The organism is Burkholderia aenigmatica, from assembly GCF_902499175.1.
GTDB lineage: Bacteria > Pseudomonadota > Gammaproteobacteria > Burkholderiales > Burkholderiaceae > Burkholderia > Burkholderia aenigmatica.
The window spans coordinates 1-25,678 of the sequence record NZ_CABVQC010000015.1; the positions used below are offsets into that span (position 1 = coordinate 1).

Annotated in this window: 23 protein-coding genes and 4 pseudogenes; 6 read left to right on the forward strand and 21 right to left on the reverse strand. The window is 63.7% G+C overall.

Going from position 1 to position 25,678, the window contains the following annotated elements; translation table 11 throughout:
• The 3 genes and pseudogenes from BDO18943_RS12990 to BDO18943_RS13000 form a co-directional block, all read left to right on the forward strand.
• On the forward strand, window positions 1–627 hold a 627-nt coding region (locus BDO18943_RS12990; RefSeq protein ID WP_321533533.1), incomplete at its 5' end, for an alkaline phosphatase family protein.
• 22 nt (window positions 628–649) lie between these two features.
• Window positions 650–1,873, forward strand: a complete 1,224-nt coding sequence (locus tag BDO18943_RS12995; RefSeq protein WP_265328603.1) for a cytochrome-c peroxidase — start codon at window positions 650–652, stop codon at window positions 1,871–1,873.
• A 135-nt stretch (window positions 1,874–2,008) separates the two neighbouring features.
• Window positions 2,009–2,209: pseudogene (locus BDO18943_RS13000) on the forward strand (IS5/IS1182 family transposase); the annotation flags it as partial.
• A 4-nt stretch (window positions 2,210–2,213) separates the two neighbouring features.
• On the opposite strand, the pseudogene BDO18943_RS42620 reads toward BDO18943_RS13000, so the two are convergent.
• Window positions 2,214–3,122 (reverse strand): annotated as a pseudogene (locus BDO18943_RS42620) (IS110 family RNA-guided transposase); the annotation flags it as partial.
• Window positions 3,123–3,600: 478 nt separating this feature from the next.
• Here BDO18943_RS42620 and BDO18943_RS13005 point away from each other — a divergent pair.
• Window positions 3,601–4,206, forward strand: coding sequence for a hypothetical protein (locus tag BDO18943_RS13005; protein ID WP_175022598.1), 606 nt, complete (start codon window positions 3,601–3,603; stop codon window positions 4,204–4,206).
• A 338-nt stretch (window positions 4,207–4,544) separates the two neighbouring features.
• On the opposite strand, the gene BDO18943_RS13010 is transcribed toward BDO18943_RS13005, so the two are convergent.
• From BDO18943_RS13010 to BDO18943_RS13030, 5 genes and pseudogenes are all read right to left on the reverse strand, one after another.
• Window positions 4,545–5,669 carry a M14 family metallopeptidase gene (locus BDO18943_RS13010; protein ID WP_175022599.1) on the reverse strand — a complete coding sequence of 375 codons (1,125 nt, stop codon included), beginning with the start codon at window positions 5,667–5,669 and terminating at the stop codon, window positions 4,545–4,547.
• A 242-nt stretch (window positions 5,670–5,911) separates the two neighbouring features.
• Window positions 5,912–6,409, reverse strand: a pseudogene (locus BDO18943_RS13015) (hypothetical protein); the annotation flags it as partial.
• A gap of 43 nt (window positions 6,410–6,452) precedes the next feature.
• Window positions 6,453–6,959 (reverse strand): disulfide bond formation protein B, encoded by a 507-nt coding sequence (locus BDO18943_RS13020; protein WP_175022601.1) that lies wholly within the window; start codon window positions 6,957–6,959, stop codon window positions 6,453–6,455.
• On the reverse strand, window positions 6,956–7,237 hold the full coding sequence (locus BDO18943_RS13025) for a hypothetical protein (RefSeq protein WP_175022594.1): 282 nt from the start codon (window positions 7,235–7,237) through the stop codon (window positions 6,956–6,958). The genes BDO18943_RS13020 and BDO18943_RS13025 overlap by 4 nt, the downstream gene beginning before the upstream one ends.
• Complete coding sequence (locus BDO18943_RS13030; protein WP_175022602.1) at window positions 7,237–8,460, reverse strand: MFS transporter; 1,224 nt, start codon at window positions 8,458–8,460, stop codon at window positions 7,237–7,239. Before BDO18943_RS13030 ends, BDO18943_RS13025 begins: the two co-directional genes overlap by 1 nt.
• Window positions 8,461–8,899: 439 nt before the next feature.
• Here BDO18943_RS13030 and BDO18943_RS13035 point away from each other — a divergent pair, with 439 nt between their 5' ends.
• Window positions 8,900–9,286, forward strand: a complete 387-nt coding sequence (locus BDO18943_RS13035; protein ID WP_235995985.1) for a nuclear transport factor 2 family protein — start codon at window positions 8,900–8,902, stop codon at window positions 9,284–9,286.
• A gap of 72 nt (window positions 9,287–9,358) precedes the next feature.
• Here the strand turns inward: BDO18943_RS13035 and BDO18943_RS13040 are convergent, their stop codons facing one another.
• The 15 genes and pseudogenes from BDO18943_RS13040 to BDO18943_RS13110 form a co-directional block, all read right to left on the reverse strand.
• On the reverse strand, window positions 9,359–10,393 hold the full coding sequence (locus BDO18943_RS13040) for a helix-turn-helix domain-containing protein (RefSeq protein ID WP_175022604.1): 1,035 nt from the start codon (window positions 10,391–10,393) through the stop codon (window positions 9,359–9,361).
• A 232-nt stretch (window positions 10,394–10,625) separates the two neighbouring features.
• The gene (locus BDO18943_RS13045) at window positions 10,626–11,123 is read right to left on the reverse strand and encodes a hypothetical protein (protein WP_175022605.1); all 498 of its coding nucleotides are present in this window, start codon (window positions 11,121–11,123) and stop codon (window positions 10,626–10,628) included.
• 54 nt (window positions 11,124–11,177) lie between these two features.
• Entirely contained in the window at window positions 11,178–11,669 is a 492-nt protein-coding gene (locus tag BDO18943_RS13050; protein ID WP_175022595.1) for a hypothetical protein, read from the reverse strand.
• The gene (locus BDO18943_RS42625; RefSeq protein ID WP_235995987.1) at window positions 11,582–12,097 is read right to left on the reverse strand and encodes an isocitrate lyase/phosphoenolpyruvate mutase family protein; all 516 of its coding nucleotides are present in this window, start codon (window positions 12,095–12,097) and stop codon (window positions 11,582–11,584) included. Before BDO18943_RS42625 ends, BDO18943_RS13050 begins: the two co-directional genes overlap by 88 nt.
• A 150-nt stretch (window positions 12,098–12,247) precedes the next feature.
• Window positions 12,248–13,183, reverse strand: coding sequence for a 3-hydroxyacyl-CoA dehydrogenase NAD-binding domain-containing protein (locus BDO18943_RS13060; RefSeq protein WP_175022606.1), 936 nt, complete (start codon window positions 13,181–13,183; stop codon window positions 12,248–12,250).
• A 28-nt stretch (window positions 13,184–13,211) separates the two neighbouring features.
• Entirely contained in the window at window positions 13,212–14,417 is a 1,206-nt protein-coding gene (locus BDO18943_RS13065) for an acyl-CoA dehydrogenase family protein (protein ID WP_175022607.1), read from the reverse strand.
• Window positions 14,418–14,441: 24 nt separating this feature from the next.
• Window positions 14,442–15,197: an acetoacetate decarboxylase gene (locus BDO18943_RS13070; RefSeq protein WP_175022608.1), complete on the reverse strand. Its 756-nt coding sequence runs from the start codon at window positions 15,195–15,197 to the stop codon at window positions 14,442–14,444.
• 80 nt (window positions 15,198–15,277) lie between these two features.
• Window positions 15,278–16,510 (reverse strand): CaiB/BaiF CoA transferase family protein, encoded by a 1,233-nt coding sequence (locus tag BDO18943_RS13075; RefSeq protein WP_175022609.1) that lies wholly within the window; start codon window positions 16,508–16,510, stop codon window positions 15,278–15,280.
• A gap of 78 nt (window positions 16,511–16,588) precedes the next feature.
• On the reverse strand, window positions 16,589–17,392 hold the full coding sequence (locus BDO18943_RS13080; protein WP_175022610.1) for an enoyl-CoA hydratase/isomerase family protein: 804 nt from the start codon (window positions 17,390–17,392) through the stop codon (window positions 16,589–16,591).
• A 113-nt stretch (window positions 17,393–17,505) separates the two neighbouring features.
• Window positions 17,506–17,862 carry a DUF3331 domain-containing protein gene (locus BDO18943_RS13085; protein WP_175022611.1) on the reverse strand — a complete coding sequence of 119 codons (357 nt, stop codon included), beginning with the start codon at window positions 17,860–17,862 and terminating at the stop codon, window positions 17,506–17,508.
• 341 nt (window positions 17,863–18,203) lie between these two features.
• Complete coding sequence (locus BDO18943_RS13090) at window positions 18,204–18,668, reverse strand: two pore domain potassium channel family protein (protein ID WP_175022612.1); 465 nt, start codon at window positions 18,666–18,668, stop codon at window positions 18,204–18,206.
• 91 nt (window positions 18,669–18,759) lie between these two features.
• Window positions 18,760–20,001 carry a PucR family transcriptional regulator gene (locus BDO18943_RS13095; RefSeq protein ID WP_175022613.1) on the reverse strand — a complete coding sequence of 414 codons (1,242 nt, stop codon included), beginning with the start codon at window positions 19,999–20,001 and terminating at the stop codon, window positions 18,760–18,762.
• A 256-nt stretch (window positions 20,002–20,257) separates the two neighbouring features.
• Window positions 20,258–20,443: a hypothetical protein gene (locus tag BDO18943_RS13100; protein WP_175022614.1), complete on the reverse strand. Its 186-nt coding sequence runs from the start codon at window positions 20,441–20,443 to the stop codon at window positions 20,258–20,260.
• An 11-nt stretch (window positions 20,444–20,454) separates the two neighbouring features.
• Window positions 20,455–20,730: pseudogene (locus tag BDO18943_RS13105) on the reverse strand (catalase); the annotation flags it as partial.
• 157 nt (window positions 20,731–20,887) lie between these two features.
• The gene (locus BDO18943_RS13110) at window positions 20,888–23,614 is read right to left on the reverse strand and encodes a LuxR C-terminal-related transcriptional regulator (protein ID WP_175022616.1); all 2,727 of its coding nucleotides are present in this window, start codon (window positions 23,612–23,614) and stop codon (window positions 20,888–20,890) included.
• 846 nt (window positions 23,615–24,460) lie between these two features.
• On the opposite strand from BDO18943_RS13110, the gene BDO18943_RS13115 reads away from it, so the two are divergent.
• Window positions 24,461–25,543, forward strand: a complete 1,083-nt coding sequence (locus BDO18943_RS13115) for a porin (protein WP_175022617.1) — start codon at window positions 24,461–24,463, stop codon at window positions 25,541–25,543.
• Window positions 25,544–25,678 lie beyond the last annotated feature (135 nt).

Consider the following 25,678-nt stretch of genomic DNA (forward strand, 5'->3'; position numbering starts at 1 on the left):
TTCGTGTACTTCCATTCGATCATCGACTCGCCGGATTGCGCGAAGAACGTCGTGAATCTCGCGAGCCTCGAGAACGATCTGAAGTCGGCCGACACCACGGCGAACTTCAACCTGATCACGCCGAACCTGTGTCACGACGGCCATGACGCGCCGTGTGCGAATGGTGAAGCGGGCGGCCTGACGAGCGCCGACGCGTTCCTGAAGAAGTGGGTGCCGCTGATCACCGCGTCGCCGGCGTTTCAGAAGGACGGGCTGTTGATCGTCAATTTCGACGAGAGCAGCTATGCGAGCGTGTCGCAACCGTCGCCGGGTGTGACCAACCTCACGTTCGCGGGCACCACCTGCTGCAGCCAGCAGCCGGGGCCGAACCTGCCGGTCTTCCCGCAGACGTCGTCGCTCGCCTACCACGGCGCGACGATCAACCTCACGAAGCAGAGCTTCGGCGGCGACCAGACGGGCGCGGTGATGATCTCGAAGTTCATCAAGCCGGGTACGGTGTCGACGGTCGCGTACAACCACTATTCGATGCTGAAGAGCGTCGAGGACATCTTCGGGCTCGACCATCTCGGCTATGCAGGGCAGGCTGGCCTGCAAGGCTTCGGCAATGACATCTTCACGAACCTGTGAGATGCGGCGGATGCTAGGCGATGTGTGTCGAAGCGGGGGCTGGCGCGCGCTGGGCGCGGCGCTGGCGATCTGGGCCTGCGCCGCGCCGGCTGGCGCGGCCGGGCCGAGCGACGCGGCGGCCCTCGGCAAGCTGATGTTCTTCGATCCGTCGTTATCGGCGTCGGGCAGGATGTCGTGCGCGACGTGCCACAGTCCCGAGCACGCGTACGGGCCGCCGAACGGCCTGGCCGCGCAGTTCGGCGGTGCCGATCTGAAGCGGCAGGGCACCCGCGCGGTGCCGAGCCTGCGCTACGTGCTGAACCGTACACCGATCTGGTCGCATCCGAAGGCCGCCAGCGTCGCCGAACGGTTGACGGAGACCGATAACGCGCCGATCGGCGGCTTCGGATGGGACGGGCGCTTCGACCGGTTGCGCGATCAGGCGAGCTTTCCGCTGCTGAATCCGGACGAGATGGCGAACCCGAGCGCGGAGGCTGTCGTCGCGAAGCTGCGGCGCGCGCCGTATGCGAATCGCTTCCGCAAGGTATTCGGCGAGCATGCGTTCGACGACTCGAAGCAGGCGTTTGCGAATGCGGCGCTCGCGATCGAGCGTTTCGAACTCGAGGATCCGAGTTTTCGCCCGTACACGAGCAAGTTCGACTACTACCTCGACGGCAAGGTCGAACTGAGCGCGCAGGAGATGCGCGGCAAACGGCTGTTCGACGATCCCGCGCGCGGCAACTGCGCGTCGTGCCATATCGACCAGCCGGGCGTGAACGGCGCGCATCCGCTGCTGACCGACTTCACATTCGAGGCACTTGGCGTGCCGCGCAACCGAGAGTTGCGCGCGAACGCGAATCCCGATTACTACGACCTCGGGTTGTGCGGCCCGGTGCGCGCCGACCAGTCCGCCGACCGGTCGAATTGCGGGCTGTTCAAGACGCCGACGTTGCGCAATACGGCCACGCGCCGTGTGTTCTTCCACAACGGCCGTTTCCACACGTTGAAGGACGCGCTGCGATTTTACGTGCAGCGCGACACGAGCCCGGAGAAATTGTACGTATCCGATACGCATCGGCATGTCGTCAAATTCGACGATTTGCCCGCGAACCTGCGAAGCAACGTCGATACGACGGACGAGCCGCTGACACGCAAGCGCGGCGAGCCGCCGGTCTGGAGCGAGGCGGACATCGCCGACGTCGAGGCCTTCCTTTCGACGCTCAACGACGGCTACGCATCAAAGCATCCGCCATCCCCTGGCCGTTGAGTCCCTTCGCAACTGGCGCGTATGGCGCGCGTTTTCAAAGGACCTCGTCCAACCTCGGTTGCGTTAACAGGTCGTTGAAATACCTCGGTCGGTCCTGCACGATGTAGGTTCCCGAGATCAAGGAAGAGCAGGCCGATGCGAGGTGCGGACGGTTACAACGAATCGTTATTCAGCACGGTGAGGCTAGAAGAATTTGTTCCGCAGGCGCATCCGCTGCGCCAGGTCCGGATATGGCTGAACGAAGCACTGTCGAAGATGGATGCGAAGTTCTCGGCAATGTACGAAGTCGGCGCGAAGGGAGGCCGACCGAGCATCGCGCCTGAGAAGCTGATGCGGGATAAGGCCGTCGCTTCTGCAGCTGTTCAACCCAGGGGTGTTTGGATCGAAGTTGCACGCTGATGACTCTCGCGCAATGCACGAGCAGTGTACGTAGATAAGCGTCGCTACGTTTGCTGATCCCGAGCAGCGTTGTCCTTCCACCCGAGCCGACTTGCCTGGGCAACTGGCCAATGGATGCCGCAAACTCGCGACCGAACTTGAATGCTTTCGCGTCGCCGATCGTGACAACTGCGGCGGTGGCGGTCAGCAGACCGACGCCCGGGATCGCGCCGATGGCTTGCGCGCTCAAGTCGGTGCTCATCCACTGCTTAAGCCGTTGCTCGATGCGCGTGATTTGCTCGTCCAGGTGTGTCAAGGCTGCGCACTGCTCCTGGAGGGTATCGATCAGCGGTGCTGCGACATGGTCACCGACTCGATCGAGAACGGCTGCGATATTCGCGTCGAAGGCGCGCCGGCCCGCCGGCATGACTTCGCCGTATTCGCCCAAGAGTCTACGGATGCAGTTGATCTGGGAGGTGCAGAACTTCACGAGCTGCTGGCGCAGCCGATGTAAGGCGAGCACGGCTTGTTGCGCCTCGCTCTTCACCGCGACCTTATTGCGAGGCTGCTGCACTGCCAGCCAGATTGCCCGTGCGTCCGCAGCAACGTTCTTGTTGCCGATGTTGAATGCTTTGGCAACGCGCGGAGCCATCAGACGGACCTGGTGCCCGAGCCTGCTGAGTGATCGAGCCCAGTGCTGCGAGCCGCCACATGCTTCCACGCCGATCATGCACGACTCAAGGTTGGCGAAATATTCGAGGAAGTTCGCTCGTTTGAGCGATTTGTTGATGATTTCTCCGCTGTTCGGCGCAATGTAGTGGATCTGGAAGACGCTCTTGCCAATGTCGACTCCCACGGGGATGGGATTCAAGCTGCCTCCGTTCGGAAGTTCCGCAGGCGCATGATGCGCTCAGCGCGCAGAGGCGTTCACGCCATCGAATTAGTTCTACTGTACGCATGCGTCATCTTGCGCAGAAGGTCGATTCGGTCGCTCTGAACGTAAAGTGGCGGGGCACGGCTGCTCGATACCGGTTCCGTTGTAATGCCGGGCATACGTGATCATGCTTGGGCACCTCATTGTTGTGCGGAGCTAGATGGACGACATTTGCTGCTCTGAACGGGCAGTCGACGGGAACGCTGCTTTTAGACGGCCGCCAGTGCCTACGAGATGCAGTGGTGTCAGGCGTGCCGTCGCATGTGCGGTTGCCGAGCCATGCGGCGCAATTGCGGTAGGAGGGGCCGCTGCGGGCGAAATGACTGCTGCTGCGGAAGGCGGGTAACCCGAGTGAGTCATTGGCTTCTCGGTCGAGCGTACCCGAGCAGGTGATCCAATTTAGAGTGATGCGATCATGAACGACGAGTTACTTGAGCTGGAAATGCTCTACGAAAATTCCGAGGAATCGGTTCCTCGCAGTGAGCTCTTGAAATTTATCGATAGTGATCAACCGGAGGTGCTCGGGTCGCTGTACGCCAAGCTTACGAAGAGAAGTTTCACGGAGAAAATTGTCCCTCCAATGGAGTTTGGTGATTGTAAGCGATTATTCTTGGAATTCTATGGATTGTGCATTTCAAACGATAATGTTGAGGCGGACAATCCCCAGTTGTTCTTGATTTCAAGATATATTGCAGCGGTGGATTTCGGGAGATGGTTTGTTTCGATTGTAGAGGACAGAAAGATAGCCAGGAGCGATGTGGCTGATGTGGTGAGGTGGTTGGAAAATTTGTATGTGCAAGGTGATCAGGAAATTCGATCTTGCTTGATTGTTGCGTCGTTGGAGCACATGTTTTCACGCAATTCAATAAGGAAGTTGTTTTCAAGCTGGAAGTTCGATCCAATCCTTGGGGGTGCGTATCGTGAAGCGACTGCTAAGTCGAGGTATGAACATCTGAATGCGGAAGAAAACGTTGATTATTTCAATAGGCAAGGCAGTAACATGCCCGTGAGACGCGAGTAGCTCCCCTTTTGCCTATCGGAAAACACTTTGTTCTCGAGCGAACGGGAGGTGCGGAGCCCATTGCATGCTTTGCGGACTCATCCCGCTGCTCCGGCCCCCAGTGACGTTATGCAGCGCAGCAGGTCTTCGGTGCGTCGCTTCGATATCAATGTAGACCTGTATCCCATCGAGCACGCTATTTTGTCGAGATCTTGACCGGCGTATCCCATCAGGGACAGCCGGCCTGTACCGGAATCAGAGTCCGGGCGCAGCCGCAATCCCGACCTTCAAGCCGTCGCGCAAATGAAAGCTCGGCAAACCGGGGGTGCCCATATGCCCCACGGAACGCGAGAAGGGCCTCAGGGCCGCAAGGACGGCGCAAGCGCCAGGGCGGTCTCGAGCACGGCCCGTCCGAATGTGCGGGCGTATGCAGCGGCGTCGGCAACGTCCCGTGGGCGGTCAGCGCTCTCTTTGAACGGCAACTCGATGGTCATCGCCAGCGCGTCGAATTGCTCCGCGACCCACGGGATGCACTTCTTCGGGCTCGCATGATCAGGTCGGTCGACGGAATAGCCACGCGCAGTCTGGAAGACGGGGGAGCGTCGCAGCAGTTCTTCGTCGAACGCGCGGCGCAAGACCTGCAAGCGTGGTGTCCAAGCGGGGCTACCGTCAGCGCCCACCGAGAAGACGTGGGGCAGAACCTCGTCGCCATGGAAGTCGACGAGCAGGTCGAGCCCGAGCGCTTGCATGCGCCGGCGCACGGCGGCCGTCTCGGGCGCGTCCGGATACTCGCGGTCCCAGCAGCGATTGAGGTTGGCGCCGCGCGCGTTCGTGCGCAGGTTGCCCAGGCGCACACCGTCCGGATTGACATTGACGACGACGTGCACTGCGTGGTCACCGATCTCCCAGACGGGACGCAGTTCGCCGCACAGTGCCTGCACGAGGCCCTCCAGGCAATAGCCGCCCTGCGATTCGCCCGGATGCTGACGGGCCATAAACCAGAGGCGCGAGCGCGGTGCACGGCCCTCGAACGAGAGCATGCGGATCGGCTCGCCGAGCGCGGAGGCTCCGAGAGTCGCCAGCGTCGCGCCTGCTTGCGTCGCCTGGGCAACGAGATTGTCCTCAGCGACGCGGTCGAAGGTCGGGAAATAGGCGAAGCGCAGGCGCGCGGCGGGGCCGGGCGCGTGGAAGGCGAGCGCGTCGCCATCGAAGTTCGTTGGCAGGCGGCACCAGGCCGCCTTCTCGCCGCCGTTGGCATGCATGCAGACGCGGTAGTCGACCCAGCCTTTAGGGTAGGACGATCCGGCTAGGCCCTCGATGCGTACGTCGATGCCCTCGGACGGCACGTCGACCAGCTCGAAGGCGAACCATTGGGTGAATTCGGCCGCGTTGTCGCTGCGCAGACGCAAGCGCAAGGGCGAGCCGGTGGTGGCATCGGCGACGTGGTCGATCGCGGCGGCTTCGAAGTCGGTGTCGATGTGCATGGGGCCGGTCCTTGTACAGTGATAAAAGGCGGGATTCCGCGAATCAAGCATGATATTTGAGTCGCCTTGCAAGAAACAGCGGATCAATATTGGGACGCGGCGGCCTTTTACACAATGTTCGATCGACCTCCCCAAGTCGTTGTTGTCGCATTGAGGGCACCCACTGCCACGTCACATCGGACGTTCGGCAGTCCACCTCTTCATAAATTCCATTTGCGGCCCTGACCGACACCTCGAACACATCACAAGTACATCGGCGTGGATGTCGTGAACGCATCAGCAACAAATTCGCCGCCAGGTAACCGATGGTGCTGCATAAAATCGCGCTGCGCGGATTCGACCATCACCGGCGCGCCGCACGCATACACCTGGCGGCCCAACAGATCGGGCAGGTCCTCGATCACCGCGCGATGGACGATGCCCATGCGGCCCGTCCACTGATCCCAGGCGCTCGGCTCGGAGAGCACCGGCACGTACTTGAAGTTCGGGATCTTGCGCGTGCCCACTGCCCGGCGAGCTCGCCGAGATCGATGTCCTTCTTGTCGCGCGCACCGCAGTAGAGCGTCGTCGGCCTTGCGTTCGAGCGCGGCGAACCGGCACGGCAGCTTCTTGACCTGCACGCCGTCGACGCCGGCGATTTCGCGCACGTCGATCTCGAGATCGCACTGCGCCTTCGAGCAGCACAGCAGCGCGAGGCTTTGAATGTGATGGTGTTGTTGACAGCGGTGTGCGGACACGGGTATTGCACGAGTACGCCGCGCGTCCACACGTCACGTGGAGGAATCAGGCGGTGCGGATGACCGCTTGTGCGCGTATCCGCCAGCCGAGCGCTGCCGCAATCACGGCGAACCCCGCCAACGCCCACATCGGCAATGACAGCCCGAGAATCGGGGGAGTCGGTGTTTCGCACAACCCGCTCACCTTGAAGACCAGCGGCAGCCAGTGCGCTGGCGGCAGACTGTCGACCAGCGGCTGCAACGCATCGAAGCCGCAACTGAATCCCGGGTGAGCCTGTACATAGATATGCCGCACGGCGACCGCCGCGCCTGCCAGTGCCGTGGCCAGCGAGAGTGCACGTAGCCACGCGACGCGGCGTCCGCCTGCCGCCGCCACGAAGGCGAATAGTGCGATGAGCAGGAACAGATAGCGCTGGATGATGCACAGCGGGCACGGATCCTCGTGCCACACCAGCTGGATCCCCAGTGCGCCGGCGACGAGCGCGATGCTGGCCGTGCCGATCGCCAGCAGCGTCCACCGCTCCGCGCGCGTGGCGTGGATCGGCGGGCTCATCGCTGTGCTCCGGGTGTGCTGAACGGCGACTCGAGCATGCGGTCGACATCGCGCTCGAGATCGGGTGCGGCGCTGTCGATGCTCACCGTCGGGCGCGGGGCATGCTCGCTTGTCAGCCAGTCGCCGGCGAGCACGGCTGTGTGCTCGTCGATGTGGTTCGGCGCGTCGAGCGCGCGATCGAGGGGCCGTTGCAGACCCGCTTCAATGCCGACGAGGTTGTCTGAGCGTTTGGCATCCATGCTGTCGATGAAGGTTGGGTGGAGGAACGAAACGGACATCACGCGCGCGGGCGCAGCGTCGCATACCAGAACAACAGCGCGGTTGCACTGAATGCGGCGCCGAGCGTACAGACGCCGGCCCAGCCGAAGCGCGCATACACGCAGGTCGACGCGATCGAGCCGGACGCGCAGCCCGCGGCATAGAACAGCATGTAGCCGGCCGTCAGGCGGCTGCGTGCATCGGGACGCACGCCGTAGATCAGGCTCTGGTTGGTCACGTGCACCGCTTGCAGGCCGAGGTCGAACGCGATGACGCCCACGACGAGTGCCGCGAGCGAATGCATCACGAGCGCCGTGGGCAGCCATGACACGAGCATCAACGCGAGCCCGATGCCGGAGGTCCATTGCGCCAAGCCGCGATCGGCGAGACGGCCGGCGCGTGCGGCGCCGAGCGCGCCTGCCGCACCCGCGAGCCCGAACAACCCGATCTCCGTATGCGACAGCGACAGCGGCGGCGCGCTGAGCGGCAGCACCATCGGCGTCCAGAGCGTCATCGCGGCCGCGAAATGCAGGAAGGCGATGAAGGCGCGCACGCGCAGCACGTGCTCCTGCGCGAAAAGTGCAAAGACCGACGCGATCAAGCGCGGATACGGCTCGGCAACACCCGGAAGACGATGAAGCGGGAGGACGCGCGACAGAACGACGGCAAGCAGCAGCATCACGCCGGCCGACGTGAAATACACCGCGCGCCATCCCGCGAGGTCGGCGATCGCGCCCGAGAACGTGCGCGCGAGCAGAATGCCGAGCACGATGCCGCTCGTCACCGTGCCGACGACCTGTCCGCGTTCCGCCGGTTCGGCGAGCCCTGCCGCGAATGACACGAGCACCTGCGTGACAACACTCAGAAAGCCGATCAGCGCCATGCCGGCGAACAGCACGGAGGTGCGCGTGGCCGTGGCGATTGCCAGCAGCGCAAGCGCGCAGACGACAGTCTGGATCAGGATCATCCGGCGCCGATCCCACAGATCGCCGAGCGGAACGAGGAGCAGGAGGCCGAGCCCGTAGCAGACGCTCGTGATCGTCATGATGCCGCCGATTGCGGCGCGCGAGATGTCGAACTGGTGCGCGAGCGTGTCGAGCAACGGCTGCGCGTAGTAGACGTTGGCGACGGCGAATCCCGCCGTCGTCGCGAACAGCAGCGTGACCGGACGCGTCAGCGTGGCATGGGCTACCGCGAGGGGCTGCGGGGCGCGCTGTAGCGGAGACAGTTGTTCGAGACTCATGATGGTGACGGCTGGCGAACCGGCATGAAGAAAGCGGGCGGGGTGGTGCTGACCTCCCCCGGGAAACGGCAACGCGCGTGAGGTGGCCCGCGCGGCGAAGTCAACGATGGAGGGAAATGTACCGAGTGCGATGCGCAACGGTTAGCCGGTGCGTCTCAATGGATGGACTGTGCGTCCCACCCACACGGCGCGCGGTGCGGACGAGCGCACAGAAACGGATCGTCGATGCGTTGGGACAAAAGCGCTAACGGTTGCGGCCGCCCCTTTCATACCATCACACGCAGCCCACTTCCGCCTGTCGACGCGGCCGGCTGGGCGCATGTCGACGGCACGCTCGCGCGGTTCGAATCCTGGCCGTCGGCATGGCGACATACCGGCGTCGCGGCGGGGGCCGGTCTCGACAATCCCGCTTTGCCATTCATCGATCATGGAGGTTCGTATGGCACTCAATCCGCTGCAACAGTTCTTCTCGAAGGTCGGCGCCCGTGACGTATCGGGCGCGCTCGCGGTCATCGACGACGCGACGGTGTTCGAGCCGCAGGGCCCCGAGAGCCTGCCGATCTACGGGCGCTTCGTCGGCAAGGGCGGTGTCGAACGCCTGCTCGGCACGCTGGCCGAGCAGTTCGAGACCGAGCGGTTCGAGATCCGCGAATGGGCCGAAGCCGGCGACTATGTGTTCGCGTTCGGTTACATGCAGCATCGCGTGCGCAAGACGGGGCGGATCTTCAAGAGCGACTTCGCCGTCGTTGCACAAATCGAAGGCAACGTGATCCGCCACTATCGGATCTTCGAGGACACGGCCGCCGCCGTGGCAGCGTTCGCCTGACCGCCCGCAGGATGCCTATCCGGCCCGGTGCGCCTTACGCCGGGCCGTCGCGCGTGGTGTTCGCCGCGTCGTTCAGCGAATCTGCGCGAGCCAGCCGTTGTAGTCGGTATCCGTGTGTCGTTGCAAGCGATGCTGCGCGTTTCCCGCGACGATGCGGGTGTCGCTCGGTGCGTGACCGAACTCCAGCCTGAACGCGCGGCTGAGCTGCGTGTTGCTGTTGAAGCCGTACCGGTATGCCAGATCGCCGATCCGGTGCCGTGAGCGCTCGGGTGACATCAGCACGCGGTGAATCGCAAGCAGGCGGCGTTTGCGGATGTAATTCGCGACACCGCCGTCCTGCTCGAATAACCGGTACAGACCCGAGCGCGAGATGCCGATTGCCTTGCAGATTCGATCCGGCGACAGGTCCGGTGAGTCGAGGTTCTGCCGGATGTATTCCTTGATCTTCACGTACAGGGTCGACAGCAACGCGTTGTGCGCATTCGACATCTCTTGAGCGGTCGGGCTGAGCATCGCCTTCACCAGGCTCAGCGTCGCCTGCTCGGCATGCAGCGTTTCCGATTGCGACAGCATGCCGATCTGGTCGAGCAGGCTCCTCAGATAGCTATCGAGGAGCTGGCTGATGCCGCCACTGAAGAGGGTGCCGTGGACGCTCGACGGCAGGTTCGGCAGCATGTCGCGCGCGACCAGCAGCGTGATCGCGTCGCCCGCCTGGATTTCGCGGTGGTAAGGACGCGCCTGGTCGACGACGAGGATATCCCCGGGCTGTACGAACACCGGCCTTCCATCGATTTCCCCGCGCACGATTCCCGCGTCCCGGAGGTTGAACGAATAGTTGTCCATCCCGTCTCGCCGAATGAACGCCGTCGAACGGTTCAGCGCGTACGAGAGCGGAACTGCCGCGCGCCCCGGATGACGGTAGGTCCATTTACCGACCGAGATGTTGCCAAGCGTGTATCCGATAAATTGGTAGTCAATGATCGGGTCAATCGGCGTGGTTAAAGAAAATTCTGCAATCGAATATTGTGTCTGCCATGCGTCGAGCCGGTCGGCAGGTGAATGATCCTGTAAGGAGAAGCGGAAAGGTGGATTTGCCGTGTCGCTCATCTCGCGGCCCTCGATGTCGTATTTTCGTTTGCTGAATTATAGGAATGTTTCTTAAAGGAAGGCGGTGAAGAAGGTTGGGTCGCTATGTAGATTTTCTTATATTTATATAATTTCTCTGGGGGGGTAATTGCATCTGGATTGAGGGTGATTCTGTTGTTTTTAATGGGGTTCAACCTCGTCGCCGCCGTGATCCGTCTGGTCGCCCTTGCGAGCCATCGCCGTCATGCAGCGGCTACGCCGTCCGGTGCTTCTTCACGCATTCCAGGGTTTCGCACGCTCGAAGAATCGTGTCTTTCGAGAATGGCGACAGGGGATGTTCGTCGAGCCATAAAATCCACTCGATCACGGCATCACACTCGATGTCTGTCAGCTTGGGCCAGCGCTGCAGAAAATACGCATCCCAGTATTCCGCAACCGGCGATCTGTCCAGCGACCCCATCAAGCTCTCGATGACCGTCAGGGTAACCTGATTGTCTTCGACCGAAACGCGGATGATCCCGGGTAGAAAGTAGCAGAACGCGTCGGGAGTCAATCTGTAGATGGCGTCGGAGTATTTTCTCCAGTCGTGAGCAGTTGTCTCGTCCCAGAGCAGGTTTGAGAAGTGCAACGCGTCGTCGTAGTCGTTCGTGTGGGGTGAGACGGCCGGAACGACCGACGTCGGCCTCATGCGTTCGGAGAAGGCCGTTCTCACCTGTTTCATGACGAGACGCCCGTTGTCAGCTGTTTGCATTTTCCTGTCATTGCTTGCTGGTGGAGCACGACGCCGAGGATTGCGTCGACGGACTCAACTTGGCTTGCGTCGTACCAGTGAACGCGCCCAACCGGCGATCGCAACAAACGTCAGACCGGGAGAACACATCAATGCGACCAGCAGGTCGAAGACTTTGGAAAGCTCGGACTCGTCGGCCCCGAAAATCCAGCGACTGGTCGCCCGCATCACGGCGTACCATACAGCCGCGCCACCTGCCGAACACAATCCGATCAAGAGCCAGGGTTTTGTTTCCGGTTCAACCTTGCGCCAGATATAGATCGCACTCACAGCCCACGCGCCGTAGATTGGAATCCATAGCGGTCGAGGGATGTCGGAAGACGGGACGAAAACCGACAGGATCGCCACAAGGATCACGAGAACGATCAAACCCGTGGCGTCCGCGAAGTATCGGTTTTTTTGCGCCGTGAACATGAGTATCAGCCTCTCATTCCTTGAATGCTGAATGGCGACCTGTGCCGGCGTGCTGAAACGACAGAGGCCCGGAGTCTGGCTGGCGACCAGCATACACGTCTGCGATGGCGCCTGGATGGAGATGTCTGGGATACCGCGCCTAGATGATTCGCTTCCAGGAACCGTTTTCCGCTTTCTCGGGCTCGACGAATGCCCGGATCGAGCGGCAGCACGTGCAGCGACAGTACATGACCGAACCTGCCGAATCGGGTCCTTCGGAACAGAAATGAGGCTGAGGAATTGGGGAGAGGATGCTGTTTGCGACGGCCGCGTGCGATGGTTTCCTCCCGCGCACGGTCGACATCCGGCAGATAGGTGCCGGTGCCCTCGCCATCGGCGTAGCCCAGTGAGTCGGCAATGGCGGCGCTGGACGTCCCGATTGCCGTGTAGCCGGCCGCTTCCGCGGCACGGGCGCTGGCGGCATCCCGGACGTTGGGGAGCAACAGCGGCTCGGCTTGTTGATGGCGCTGGGAAAAAGTCATGATGCGCTTCTCGGTTGGGCGGGCGGAAAGTACGGGTTTCCCGTCGATCGCATCACAACCGAAAACTGGACAAGCATTTTTCCAATGCGGCTACGCGACTTCTTGTGGCGTCCATCGCCGCCGCGATGCACGCGGCGGCCGACGCAGGCGTTACCGGTCTTCCGCCCGAAGGGACAGCAGGCCGAGCAGCACCTCGTCACGGCGAGCGGCCAACTGGTCGATCGATCGACCGTCCACCTCGTCCTGAATGCCGTCGATCATTTTCCGCCGGACCTCCGGCGTGATTTGGGGTGACCCCAGCACGTTCCACCAGGCGGTCATCGGGCCGGTGAACTGATCGAAGAAATGCTCGATGCCGCCTTGTCCGCCACCGAGATGAAACAGCAGGTTCGGCCCCATCACGCCCCAGCGCAGGCCCGGCCCCCAGCACACGGCCGTATCGGCATCCTTGACGCTCACGACGTCTTCCGCGACCAGATGGACGATCTCGCGCCAGAGGGCCGCCTGCAGGCGGTTGGCGACATGGCCGGGCACTTCCTTGTTGAGCCGGATCGTCTTTTTCCCGAGGCGCGTATAGAACGCCGTCGCGCGTTCGATCGTTGCCTCCGATGTCCTGTTGCCGCCGACGATCTCGACGAGCGGAATGAGATGGGGCGGATTGAACGGGTGGCCGATCACGCACCGTTCGGGGTGGCGCTCGCAGGCTGACTGGATTTCGCTGATGGTCAGGCCGGACGAGCTCGACGCGATGATCGTGTCCGGGGCGAGAATGGCGTCGAGATGTTTGTAGAGATCCTGCTTGAAGTCGATCCGCTCGGGGCCGTTCTCCTGGACGAAGTCGGCGCGGGTCACCGCTGCGTCGAGGTCGGTCGTGAACTGCAGCCTCGCGCGCGACGCGCCCGGTGCGAGGCCCATTGCTTCGAGTGCGGGCCATGCCGCGTCGATGAATGCGTCGAGCTTTGCGCCGGCGTCCGGCGCGATGTCGGTCGCGACGACGTCCAACCCTCTGGCGAGAAACAGCGCCGCCCAGCTTGCGCCGATGACACCGGTGCCGATGATGGCGACGCGGTTGATTTCCTTGCTCATGGCTTGCGATCCTTCGAATGGAGTGAGGTCAGACGAACGCGCTGAAACCGGTGATCGCCTTGCCGACGATCAGATGGTTCATTTCGCGCGTGCCTTCGTACGAATAGAGGGCTTCCGCATCGGCAAAGAAGCGTGCGACGTTGTAGTCGAGCACGATGCCGTTGCCGCCGAAGATTTCGCGTGCCCAGGCGACGGTCTCGCGCATGCGGCTCGTGCAGAACGCCTTGGCCAGCGACGATTGCTGATCCAGCAGCTTGCCCTGGTCCTGCAGCTCGGCGAGCCGTACCACCATGCATTGCGACGCAGTGATGTTGCCGAGCATCTTCGCGAGGTGGTCCTGAATCATCTGAAACGATGCGATCGGCTTGCCGAACTGCTCTCGGGTCTGCGCGTAGCGCAGTGCATGCTCGTAGGCGCCCATGCTGCAGCCGACGGCCTCCCATGCGACGTATTGGCGGGTCAGGCGCAGCACGCGCGCCGTGTCGCGGAACGACATGTCGCCCTGAAGCCGGTTTTCTTTGGGCACCCGGCAGTTGTCGAGGGTGATCACGCCGTTCTGCACGACCCGCAGCGCGATCTTGTTCTCGATCTTTTCGACCGAAAAGCCCGGCGTGGTCTTGTTCTCGACGATGAAGCCCTTGACCTGGTTGTCGTCGACGTCGCGCGCCCAGATGATCGACAGGTCGCACCAGGGCGAATTGCCGATCCAGCGCTTCTGGCCGTTGAGCACCCACGTATCGCCTTCCCGCTTGGCGGTGGTCAGCAGGCCACCGCCGGAACCCGATCCGACCAGTGGTTCCGTCAGGCCGAAGCAGCCGATCTTCTCCAGGCGCGCCATCGGCGGCAGCCATTTCTGCTTCTGCTCCTCCGATCCGCCGAGATAGATCGATCCCATCGCCAGCCCGCTATGGACGCCGTAGAAGGTCGAAATGGACGAGTCGACGCGCGCCAGCTCCATCGCGATGAAGCCGTCGAGCAGCGTGCTGCCGCCGGGACAACCGTAGCCCTCGAATCCGATGCCGGCGATGTTCAGTTCCCGGATCTCGGGGATCAGCTCGAACGGGAACGCGTCGTCGGCCCAGTACGTGTTGATGATCGGTGCGACGCGGCTCTCCATGAACGCACGTACCCGTTTCATCAGGGCGAGATCGGACTCGCTCAGGAATTCACGGATCAGGTAAAAGTCGCTGTCGGGGGCCGGAAGCGGGTGATTCGGCTTCGCGCTGGCTGTCATGATGATGTCCTTGTGAGGCGGAGTTCAGGAGGCGTCCGACGGCGCTTGCAGATAGTCGTGAACGACTTCCGCGCCGGCGATCGTCAGATCGGTCAGGAGATGGACGGCGGACACGACTTCCAGCACCGGTAGTCTGGCGACCGGGGCGAAGCAGTGCGGATGCAGTTCCAGCGAGGCCGGGCCGGTCCACGCGCCTTTCACCGTGATGTCGGTCACGTAGTACCGGACCAGTTCGCAGACGCGGGCCGTTCCGTCGACGTGCGGCAGAATCTTCAGCAGGAAGCCGGGCGCTTCGAGCGTCTTCCGGACGGCGGCGAGATCCAGCGGCTCGTACTTGTAGGCCATGGTGGCGGTTGCCACGCGCACGCCGTTGTAGTCGAGGGTGCCGACCAGCGCGTCGTTTCGCACTTCGAGCTTCGGCTGTGCGAGCACCTTGGGAAAGCCGAGCAGTTCCCGGCCGGACGCGATGCCCGCTTCGCTGTCGAGGTACATGGCATGCGTGAAGCCGCCGGGCGTGCCGTTGAACGAGACGGGGACGACCTGGCCCGATTCGGTATAGGAACCCAGCCCGCTCGAGTCGGGCATCTTGATGAACTCGTATTTGACGAGCGGCTCGGTCGGCCGCAGCGGCTCGGGAACGATGCGCGCAAGCGCCTCCGGATCGGTGCGATAGGTCACGATGATGAATTCGCGATCCACGAACCGGAACGGTGGCTTGGGGTAGGCCGGGCTGCCGAACGGCATCGCGTACGCGCTGGCACGGATTTCAGCTTCAGTCATGAAATGCTCCGAATGGGCGGCTGGCGTGCGCCAGCCGGTGTGTGGGTCGGAAGAGGGGCGGGCGACGGGGCGGGCGTGGGTCAGCTCGCGTCGTCGAAGCGGGCAACCGTGCCCGAATCGAGAAGGCGAGCGATATCGGCGTCGTCAAAGCCGATCTCCGCCAGGATTTCGGCGCCGTGCTCGCCGAGTTGCGGTGCCGCGCCGGGCGCCACCTTCTTGCGCCCCTTGATTTGAATCGGATTGCTGACCGTTCGCGTGGCGGGTTTGCCGGGGAGGTCGAGCGGTACGACGATTTCGTTGATCTCGAGCTGCGGATCGTGAATGATTTCCTCGGCGATCTGCACGACACCGAAGATCACGCGCTCAGCCGCGAGCGTCTGTTTCCAGAAAGACAGGGGCTGACTCGCGAACAGCGGATCGAGTATCTCGACCAGCGCGGCAGCGTGCTCGACGCGCAGTCGCTCGTCGGCAAAGCGCGGATCGTCCAGCAGGGCAGGCAAGCCGGTCGCGCGGACGAAACCCGCCCACTCCTTGCGTTGTGCGGCGACCAGCAGGATCCAGCGGCCGTCGCTCGTCCGATACGGGTTGAGCAGCGCATTCGGCGGATTCTTGCGGTCGTGCTGCGGAAAGAACCGGCCGCCGTTGAGGCCGCCTTCGACCCAGGCCGCCGCCGCCCAGATGCCATTGGCGATCAGCGACGTCGTCACGTGGCTGCCCTTGCCGGTCCGGGTGCGCTCGTAGAGCGCGGTGACGATCGCGGCGTACAGCGTCGTTGCGGTGGCGTGGTCGCCGATTCCCGGAATGGGCAGGGTCGGCGGGCTGCCCGCATCGTGCGTGACTTCCATGAGGCCGGAGCGCGCCCAATAGGCGGTGACATCGAATCCCGGCGTGTCGGCATCGGGGCCGTCGGATCCGTAACCGGTAATGTCGGCGTAGATCAGCCGGGGATTCAGCGGCGCGAGATCGTCATAGGTCACGCCCAGGCTGGCCCGCACGCGCGGCGGGAAATTGACGACCACGACATCGGCCCATTGAACGAGGCGTGCCAGCACGGGCCGCGCGTCGCCCGATTTGAGGTCGAGCGCGATGCTGCGCTTGTTGCGGTTCGTCAGTTGCCACGCATAGTTCGTCGCGGCAACCGGGTTCGGCGGAATGCTCGAAAAGAAGCGATAGACGTCGCCGGTGCCCGGCGGTTCGATCTTGATGACGTCCGCGCCGAAGTCGGCGAGGATCGTCGTGGCGGCAGGGCCGGCAATGTAGCTCGCGAGGTCGAGCACCTTGAGGTCCGAGAAAACGTGTTGTCCGTGAGTCATGGAAGTGTTCAGCATTCGAGGTTGAGAGAGGGCGTGGCGTCGAGGGGAGGGCTCCCGAACGCGCGATGGCGTCGTGCGTCAGCGCCCGTGAAATACCGGCGTGCGCTTCTCGAGAAAGGCCGCGGTGCCTTCCTGCTTGTCGTCGGTCGAGGCGCACAGCGCGAACAGCTTTCCTTCCAGTGCCAGTCCTTCCGGCAGGGCCGCGTTCAGGCCGAGATGGACGGCGTCCAGCGCATAGGCGACGGCCAGTGGCCCATTGGCGGCGATCTGCGCCAGAATCGCTTCCGCGCGGGCGATCAGCCGGTCGGCTTCGACGATTTCATTGACCAGCCCGATCCGGTGCGCTTCTTCCGCCGACACCATCTCGCCGGTCAGGATGAGTTGCAGCGCGACACCCTTGCCGACGAGACGAGGCAGTCGTTGCGTGCCACCGAAACCGGGGATGAGCCCGAGCCTGACTTCAGGCTGGCCGAACTTCGCGGTGGGGCTCGCGAGCCGGATCGTGCACGCGAGTGCGGTCTCGCATCCGCCGCCGAGAGCGAGGCCGTTGACCGCGGCGATCACGGGTTTGCCGAGATGCTCGATGAAGTCGAGCAGCGCCTGGCCGGCGCGCGTGCGCCGCTCCGCATCGATCGGCGTCGCCGTGGCCAGTTCGCCGATATCCGCACCGGCGATGAACGCGCGCGGGCCTGCACCGGTGAGAATGACGCCGCGAATCGACGGGTCGTCGCGCGCATCCTCGAACGCCGCACGCAGTTCTTCGATCGCCTGCTGGTTCAGCGCGTTCATCACGTCGGGGCGGTTCAGCGTCACGTAGGCAGTCGCGGCCTGCTTTTCATACAGCAGGGTGTCGAAACGGGGGGAGGACAAGCTGTTGGGCATGGGGGCGGTTTCTCCGAAGAAGGTCGCTTGCTGGTCCGGAGCCAGGGGCGTCCGGATGGCGGGAACGCAGCGGCGTGGTGGTGTCTTGCAGCGCGAGAGGCAGGCGTCAGGCGTCAGGCGTCGGGAATCCGGGTATCCTCGACGGCGGCGGCGAGGATCATGAAATTCAGGTTGACGGGCTTCGATTGCAAGCGGATCCGGCTCGGCCGATAGACGAGGTCGCCGGCGTATATCGCGCTATGCGACAGCGCGCAGACGCCCGCGCTGCGGGCGATGCCGATCTTCCAGATCTGATCGCCGTAGTGGCATGCGGTCGGGTCGAGCCATGACACGCAGATGGTCGATTCGCTTTGACGCCCGAGGATCCTGACCTTGGCGACTGACGAACCTGCGCCTGCATGCGTCCTTTGCCCATCATCGCGGCCGCGCGAAGCGACGGGGGACGCGCGCCGATGGCTGCCGTCGAGCATGTCGACCAGGTGCGACCATATCGAGCAATCCGGTACGCCACTCTCCATCCATGTGACTCCTCTTACCTTCACTTCATTCAAGTAAGTGGTACTGACTTGAAACAATCCTAAGGCGGTGCCGATTCTGCGCATATGTGGGATCCCACAAAAGCATTAGCTTTTTTTCCAAAACGTGAATACGCCCGACGAGCGGGGGCGGTCCCGGGAGGCGGGTAAGGCGTGGGAAGGGGGCGCGAACGCGCAGGCCATCTGCCGCATTGCGTCGCGCACAATCCGTGCGGCACGCGGTGTGCGTCAGTCGTCCGATACCGGCATGCCGCGGGGTATCGGACGTCGATCCGCTATCGGGAGGACGTGGAGCGATGCAGCGAGTGGGCGATTGCCGCGAAGTCGGCCTGAATGACCGCGAACAGGAAGGCGGTGGACATGCCGAACAGCAGCACGCCGTCGGATGACTCGATCGCGCCGAGCATTCGCCAGTTCGGGGTCAGCGAAAGGCCGGACGCGCCGCGTGTGGCCATCGTGTCGAGCGAGAAGAACAGTGCGTCGCTGAACGAGCCGAGCGCCTTCAGTTGAACCAGCACGACGGCCCATAGAGCCGCTTCCAGCGTATGCAGCGTGCCGAGCGTGATGCAGATGAAGGTGACGATGCCGACCAGCTTGCGCAGTTGCACGTGAATGGTGTTGTGCTGCATGTCGAGTGCGCGGCGTATTCGACGCGCGCCGACGGCCAGGAAGACCATCGCCGCCGCGTGAATCAGGATGTTGATCATGCTGAGAAGCACACCGATCGTCCAGCTTTCCATGATGAATGGGTTTGGTCAGGAATGGGAAGGAACACGGAACCGCTTCAAGCCTCGGGCAAGGCGTGTACGGCAGCCTGCTCGTCGGTTGCCGTCATGTGCGCGCGTTGCGCAGCTTGAGCGCGATGTCGAGCTTCGAGATCCAGCCGGCATCGTCCAGACGCGCGCCGAGCATGTTCTCGATGCGCTCCAGGCGGTAGTTGAGCGTGTTGGGGTGGATGCCCAGGACGCTCGCGGTCGCCTTGAGCCGCTGGCACTGCGCGAAGTAGGTCTGGAGCGTCTCGAGCAATTCCGGTTCGCGGGCCAGTCGTTCGATCAGGGACGTCAGGTAGGTCAGCGCACGTTGCGTGCCGCGGAGGCTTTCCTCGACGGCAATTTCGGCATACAGGCGGACGCGTGCGTCGTCGAGATGGTGGCGGCCGAACCCGAGCGCCCGGCTTGCCTCGTTGGCGGACTGAGCCCAGCCCGATGCGCCTTCTCCCGGCAGGCCGACGCCGATCGCGGTGACTTCGGGCAGCGTATCCGCGATGGACGCGATCTGCTTCACCATCTGCGCGTCGCTCGTTCCTGCGGCGTCGCCAGGCCGGACGGGTATCCACATGAGCAAATACCCGCGAAACCAGATGGCGAAAATATCGTCGGCGGACAGTTTGAGGTGCCGGGCTGCCGCCGCGACGATGTGGTCGATCTCGCTTTTGAAGGTGATCGAATTGCTGTCGATCGACGCGATGTCGACGGCCAGGGCCACGCGCGGCACCGACACGTCGAGACGCAGCGCTGCCGCCGTCTTGTTGAATTCGTCGGTGTCGTCGGGGAAGTTGAAGATGATGCCGTGCAGCTGGTAGCGAAGTGAATCCCGCCAGCGCGCCTGCTTGTACTGCTCCTCCAGATAGGTCTGCGCCACTTCCTGCGACATGATGTCGAAGAATTCCATCAGATAGGGAGAAACGCGGAACAGGAGCTCGTCGCGCAGACCGCCGCTCTCATCGGCGAGCCCGATATAGAAGCACCACAATTCACGCGACCCGAGTCGGAACGCGCGGAGCAGCGATTCCAGCGGAACGCCCTGATAGACGCGCCGGCGCCCGTATTCGCGGAAACCTTCGAGGGCGTCCTCCGACGGCATTCGGCCCGATACGAGGCTTTCGAGCCAGAGCGTCGACGACAGGGTGATCGAATGACGAATATCGAGCCGCGTGGTCGAATCGAGATCCGCGTAGGGCTTGACGATCATCAGGGCCTTGTACACGCGATCGACGAAGACGGCGTTGTTCTCGGCGACGCTGGCAGTCCACTGGCGCAGGGCCGGCGAGATCTCGGGGATGGCGGTGGTCATACGAATTCGCTCCTGACGAATGCCTTGCTTGATCGGACGATGCGCCGGGAAGTCTGAATGGTACGTCCGGGAGCGGTCGTGCTGCTGAACTGATTGAGCAAAACTTGGCGGTACAAAGGATTGCCGCTTGCGTCGCCGCAGGTCGCGCCAATGGCCCCTTGCGGGGCCCTGCGGCAACGCCGCGCAACGGCCGGTTCACGCTACTGTCGTAGCCGTGCCGGCACCGTTGCGCGACGCGCGCGGAAGATCATTCCATTCAGCGCTCGTCCAGCCAGCCCTTGACGTAGCTGGCCACGTCTCTCCAGTTCTGATCCACGATCAGCACATGACATTGCCCGTCGAACCGATGGAAATCCGCGACCGACGATGCGTCGCTGTATTTCTGGATGTTCTTGAGGTTGAGCACGGCAGCGCTGATGGGATCGTCTTCGCTGCCAGTCATCAGCAGCGGCCCGTGCGGCTTCGTGAAATCAGGCCGGTCTTCCTGCCGATCTGCGAAAACACCTTGGCGCGCGTGTACTGCGTGATGTCGCCGGTCCCGGTAAAGATCCCGAACGCACCCGAGCCCTTCGCGTGCATGCGGCGTTCCGGGATGACTTCGCGATGGAGGTGCGCCAGTTTCTCCATGCGCCACAGATCCTGCAGCGGCTTGGCGCCGCGAGGGCCGGCGGTCCGCACGTCCTGGTTGTCGGCAACGGGTGCGCCGGCGGCGGTGGTGAGTTTATTCATCGATGAACTCCTTCCGGGTGGATGAAGCCGAACGGCGTAAACGCTGTTCAACGGCCGGGTGTCGAGCGTCGCCGCTCCGGCGGAGCAACGTCGATTCGCTCTTTCATGCCGCGGCGGGATAACCTGATCGTCAGGAATGCGATACGTTGCGTTTGTTTCAGGAATGAGTTTCCCTGGCCTTGCCGCGTTCGGCCGGTGTCACGCCGAGTGCGCTCTGGACGGCCTCGAAGCGCGAGCCGACCTTGAGCTTCTCGAAGATGTTCTTCAGATGCCACTTGATGGTCTCGGGGGCGACGCGCAGTGCCCGTCCGATTTCCTTGTTCGACATGCCGCGGGCAATGTGACTGAGGATCTCGATCTCACGCGTGCTGAGCAGGTTCCGGGCGTCGCGCGCGGCGCCGTCGTCGGCCGGGGTGCGACGCGGGTCGAACGCGGCGAGCAGCCGATCGACGAAGGCCGGTTGAATGCCGCCGCGCTCGGCCGTTTCGCGGTTCAATGTCGTCAGCAGGCGCAGCACCGGTTCGCCTTCATCGACGAAGCTGCCGATCATGCCGTTCGGCTGCGCATAGCGCAGCGCGTCCGTCAGCGCGACCGACGCCGATTCATGCGCGTGTTCCTGCTGGAGCGCCACGGCGTACAACAGCGACATCCGCGCTTCCAGGTAAGTCATCCCGGCACGGGACAGCGTGGTCCTCAACTCGCGCAGCCGTTCGGCTGCGCAATCCGGCCGGCCTGTCGCGAGGTCGAGCCGTGCCTTGACCTCGCACCAGCTTGCCCACGTCTCGATGAAACTGCCCATCGGCGCCGGGATCTGCTCGGGCATCAGCGCGTCCAGTGCGTCGGCGGCTTCCCGGGCGCGATCGACCCAGCCCTGCTGCAGACACAGCCGGACGATCTCCGCGTCGCACGACGCGCGCATGCGCAGCCAGTGTCGGGAGGCAGCGATTTCGCTTGCCTGTTGCAGGCACAGCAGCGCGGATGCGATGTCGTCGTTGCGCGCATGGAGCCGCGCCGCGGTGCGGCAGTAGCTCGACAGGGAGCCGAGCGGGCAGGCTTCCGCCGTGATGGCCGAGCGGTCGTTGATCAGTTGCCGTGCGCGGGACAAATCGTTCTGCTCGTAGCAGAGTGCCGCCAGGTAGCCCGCGGGAACCGCCGCCGCCGCCGAATGGCGGAACACGTTTGCCTCGGCATGCGCGATCGCCGATTCCAGCAGCGTGATCGCTTCCGGCAGGCGGCCGTTCACCAGCAGGTTCAGCCCGAACATGCACTCGCGGTAGACGTTGGCGTAGATGAAGTCGTGATCGTCGGCCGGGACGGCGGCCGCGCCTTGCCTGAGTCGCTCGACTTCGTCGAAGCGGCTGTCGTAGATCAGGCCGAAGATGTGCGCCGTTTCCCCGAGCCGCCTGACCCATGCAGAGGCAGGCAACGACGAGAGGACGACTTGGCGCCCCAGCTCGAGCGACCGGTAGCTGTCGTCGTCGAAGCCGGAAATGGCCGCATCCACGGCAATCATCTCGATCGGCAGCGCCGTGTCGGGTTCGCCTTCCGTCCGTGTGCGATCGTCATGATGGCGCGCAAAGTCGGATTGCGCGTGCCGCAGCACCTCGCCGGCCTCCGGCATGCGCATCAGGAACGCGAGCGCCCATGCATTCGCCAGTCGCAAGCGCAGCCGCGACTTCACCAGTTGACGCGGCAGCTTGCCGATCAGGCTCAGCAACGTGTTGACGTCGCTGCGATCCATCAAGGCCGTCGCACAGTTCTCGACCCAGATCGCGGCTTGCAGCGTGTCACCGGCGGCGAGCGCGTGACGCACGGCGTCCGGCCATCGCCGCGCGTTCGCGAACCACTGGCTGGCGCACTGGTGAAGTCGCGGCAATTCGTCGGCCAGTTGCCGCGCGGCGCGCCGCCGCAGCGCGTCGGAAAGCAGCGCGTGATAGCGGAACCATTGGCGCTCGTCGTCGAGCGCGCGGATGAACAGGTTGTGACGCTCGAGCCAGTCGAGTTTTTCCCAACTGCGGGCGCCGGCGCCCATGACGGCGTCGCAGAGGCCGGGGCTCAGGTGATCGACGATCGATGTCCGCAGCAGAAACTGATACACGGGACGCGGCAGGTGCGACAGGACGGCGTCGTCGAGATACGCGTCGATGCCGAATCGAGTGCCGGCGAGATCGCGCGCGACCTTGGTGGTATCCGCTTCTTCCTTCAGCGACAACGACGCGAGCTGCAAGCCCGTGATCCATCCTTCGGTCGCGTCGGTCAGCATCTCGACCGCGTCGCGGTCGAGCGGCGCGGTGCCGGTACGCGCGAAGAACGCCTGCGCATCGTCCGCGGAGAAGCGCAGGTCCGATTCGTCGATCCGCAACAGCTGGCCGTGGGTCCGGAGCTGGGCAAGCGCCAGCCTCGGCTCACCGCGCGCGCCGAGCAGCACGTGGAAATTGGCCGGCGCGTAGCGCAACAGGCGCGACACCACCGCACATACCGGGGAAGACGTGAGCCGGTCGAAGTCGTCGAGGATCAGAAAGACCTGCTTGCCGCACGCGGCGATCTCGTTGAGCAGCACGGAGATCACGGTCTTGCCGGGCGTCATCGGATCGTTGCGCAGCAGCTTTTCGGCCTGCTGACCGATGCCGCCCGTGCCGTGATTCAACGCAGCCACGAGGTAGGCGCCGAGCCGGTCGGGATTGTCGTCGTCCTGGTCGAGGCTCAGCCACGCGACGAGCTGATGGCGGGTGCGGAGTACTTCGCACCATTCGGACAACGTCGTGGTCTTGCCGAACCCTGCCGGCGCGATCACGAGGGTGACCGCGTGCTCGGCCGCCGCGGCCAGTTTCTTCGACAGCGTCCGCCGCGCGACACGGAACCGGGGCGGGCGCGGCGGCGCCATTTTTGTCTGTATCAGCGAGAGATTCCAGAGAGGCTCATCGGATTCGGACGGCAAGTTCATGGGGGATAGTCCGGAATGCACCACATCATGTTAATGATAGTCGCCACCACTGCGATGAGGGTTTTCCCACGGTAGGGGGGGAGTCGCATCGCGCCCCCCCGTCGCCAGACTCCCGCCTCCCCTTTGGAGGGGGGCACATCCCCTCGGCCTGCTTTTAGTCTTGCATTCAGTCCACGTCGATCCGGCGCTGCGATACGGTCATCATTGTTTCGCATGACGTCGTGACAAACGTGCTTCGTCGAATCGAGCCCTACCGGAAGTATGTCAAGGAGTCCTTTGTGCCCACCGCATCGCCGATCGGTCAGACGTCATCGACCTGTACCTGCTTGCTGCCGATCACCTCTGCGGGCCCGACGCGGTTCGCCTCCTGACATACGTGCGCCGTCGTGCGCGTCGCCGTCCGTCGCGCGATTGCGCCCGCCTTTCCCTCCATCAGCCGCGTGCGGCATCGGGCCGGATCGGCCTGCCGTGGCCGCTGCCGCAACGTTGGCCCGCACGGGTCGGCGTGGGCGGTGACGGCTCGATCGCCTCGGTAGCGAATGCGGAATGGTCCGCGGCGATTGCCTGCCGTTCGACATGCAATGCCGTCGATGACGGCCAGGTGCGTCGTCGATCGCATCGACGCATGTTTGGTTTCTGCCGGACGTGACGCGTCCGGATCGGGAAGACTCCGCGCGGCGCAAGAAGCGGCCGTGACGGACCTGTTGTGATGTGTAGCGAAAGCGCCGATCGGCATCCAGCCGTGACGCGACATTGAAAATAACGATCTTGGGTTGGAGGATAGACATGAAATCGACATGGCGTCAGGGAACGCTTGGCTTGGCCATTGCTGCGTCGCTGGGCGCGACGTCCGGCATGGCGCATGCGCAAAGCAGCGTCACGCTCTACGGCGTGCTCGATGCCGCCGTGCTCTACACGAACAAGTCGCTGAATCCGGCGACCGGCGCGAACGACGGCCACAAGTTCGCGATGGTCGACGGTGCGGCGTCGGCATCGCGATTCGGCTTGCGGGGCGTGGAGGATCTGGGCGGCGGGATGAAGGCCACGTTCGTCCTCGAGAGCGGCATCGACATCCCGAGCGGCGGGTTCGGCAATTCGAACGGCAACCTGTTCGGCCGTCAGGCCTGGATCGGCTTGAGCGGCGGCTTCGGGTCGGTCAAGGCCGGCCTGCAATACTCGCCGTTCGTGCTGTCGCTGATCGGCACCGATCCGCGCGACGTGGCCTATTTCGGCAGCGGCGCCGTCATCTATGTCGACAGCGTGCTGGTGACGGGGCTGTTCAACCAGAACGCGGTGTCCTACACGAGCCCGGACATCGCCGGCTTCCAGGGCAGCGCGATGTTCGGACTGGGCGGGAAGGCGGGCGATTTCCAGGCGGGGCGGCAGTATTCGGCGAGCCTCAAGTACCAGCGAGGCGGGTTCCTCGTCACGGCGGCGCTCTACAACGGCAACGCGGGCGGCACGGCGGGGACGCCGATTCCCAGCACGGTCCCGTTTACCGGCCGCACCATCGGCGCGGCATACAGTTTCGGCAGCCTGACCGTCAAGGGTTCTTATGCGCTTTACAAGGTGAGCGGCGGGTTCGACAGCCGCGTGTACGGCGCCGGCGCAAGTTACACCATCACGCCTGCCGTCGAAGCCGATGCGGGCGCATGGGTGACGAGCGACGGCAACGATACCGGCAACCACTCGGTGCTGACCGCGATCGGGCTGCGGTACTTCCTGTCGAAAGCGACGACGGTTTACGGGCAGGTCGGTGTGGTTCACAACCACGGCCTGATGAATACCGGGCTCGCGATCAACGGCGCGCTGCACGAGGGGGCCGGTACGACCGTCGGTACGGTGGTCGGCCTTCGTCATACGTTCTAGGCCGGCGCGCGCGCCGTCGGGGTGCCGAGGCCGCACCCCGGCGGCATTCTCGCCAGGCTCGACCGGCGGCACGGCACCGGCCGACGCAGTTCGGCATTGGAGATTTTCACAGTGTCGTTGTGCGATTTCACGATT

Coding starts and splice junctions, on each gene's coding strand:
- BDO18943_RS13065 (WP_175022607.1), bottom strand. CDS start 14,417: ATGACAGCCAGCGCGAAGCCGAATCACCCGCTTCCGGCCCCCGACAGC.
- BDO18943_RS13035 (WP_235995985.1), top strand. CDS start 8,900: ATGGCACTCAATCCGCTGCAACAGTTCTTCTCGAAGGTCGGCGCCCGT.
- BDO18943_RS13030 (WP_175022602.1), bottom strand. CDS start 8,460: ATGAGTCTCGAACAACTGTCTCCGCTACAGCGCGCCCCGCAGCCCCTC.
- BDO18943_RS13050 (WP_175022595.1), bottom strand. CDS start 11,669: ATGCTGGTCGCCAGCCAGACTCCGGGCCTCTGTCGTTTCAGCACGCCG.
- BDO18943_RS13040 (WP_175022604.1), bottom strand. CDS start 10,393: ATGAGCGACACGGCAAATCCACCTTTCCGCTTCTCCTTACAGGATCAT.
- BDO18943_RS13110 (WP_175022616.1), bottom strand. CDS start 23,614: ATGGCGCCGCCGCGCCCGCCCCGGTTCCGTGTCGCGCGGCGGACGCTG.
- BDO18943_RS13075 (WP_175022609.1), bottom strand. CDS start 16,510: ATGACTCACGGACAACACGTTTTCTCGGACCTCAAGGTGCTCGACCTC.
- BDO18943_RS13045 (WP_175022605.1), bottom strand. CDS start 11,123: ATGCAAACAGCTGACAACGGGCGTCTCGTCATGAAACAGGTGAGAACG.
- BDO18943_RS13100 (WP_175022614.1), bottom strand. CDS start 20,443: ATGACTGGCAGCGAAGACGATCCCATCAGCGCTGCCGTGCTCAACCTC.
- BDO18943_RS13060 (WP_175022606.1), bottom strand. CDS start 13,183: ATGAGCAAGGAAATCAACCGCGTCGCCATCATCGGCACCGGTGTCATC.
- BDO18943_RS13020 (WP_175022601.1), bottom strand. CDS start 6,959: ATGAGCCCGCCGATCCACGCCACGCGCGCGGAGCGGTGGACGCTGCTG.
- BDO18943_RS13090 (WP_175022612.1), bottom strand. CDS start 18,668: ATGGAAAGCTGGACGATCGGTGTGCTTCTCAGCATGATCAACATCCTG.
- BDO18943_RS13085 (WP_175022611.1), bottom strand. CDS start 17,862: ATGCTCGACGGCAGCCATCGGCGCGCGTCCCCCGTCGCTTCGCGCGGC.
- BDO18943_RS13115 (WP_175022617.1), top strand. CDS start 24,461: ATGAAATCGACATGGCGTCAGGGAACGCTTGGCTTGGCCATTGCTGCG.
- BDO18943_RS13070 (WP_175022608.1), bottom strand. CDS start 15,197: ATGACTGAAGCTGAAATCCGTGCCAGCGCGTACGCGATGCCGTTCGGC.
- BDO18943_RS13010 (WP_175022599.1), bottom strand. CDS start 5,669: ATGCACATCGACACCGACTTCGAAGCCGCCGCGATCGACCACGTCGCC.
- BDO18943_RS13095 (WP_175022613.1), bottom strand. CDS start 20,001: ATGACCACCGCCATCCCCGAGATCTCGCCGGCCCTGCGCCAGTGGACT.
- BDO18943_RS13025 (WP_175022594.1), bottom strand. CDS start 7,237: ATGTCCGTTTCGTTCCTCCACCCAACCTTCATCGACAGCATGGATGCC.
- BDO18943_RS13005 (WP_175022598.1), top strand. CDS start 3,601: ATGAACGACGAGTTACTTGAGCTGGAAATGCTCTACGAAAATTCCGAG.
- BDO18943_RS13080 (WP_175022610.1), bottom strand. CDS start 17,392: ATGCCCAACAGCTTGTCCTCCCCCCGTTTCGACACCCTGCTGTATGAA.
- BDO18943_RS42625 (WP_235995987.1), bottom strand. CDS start 12,097: ATGACTTTTTCCCAGCGCCATCAACAAGCCGAGCCGCTGTTGCTCCCC.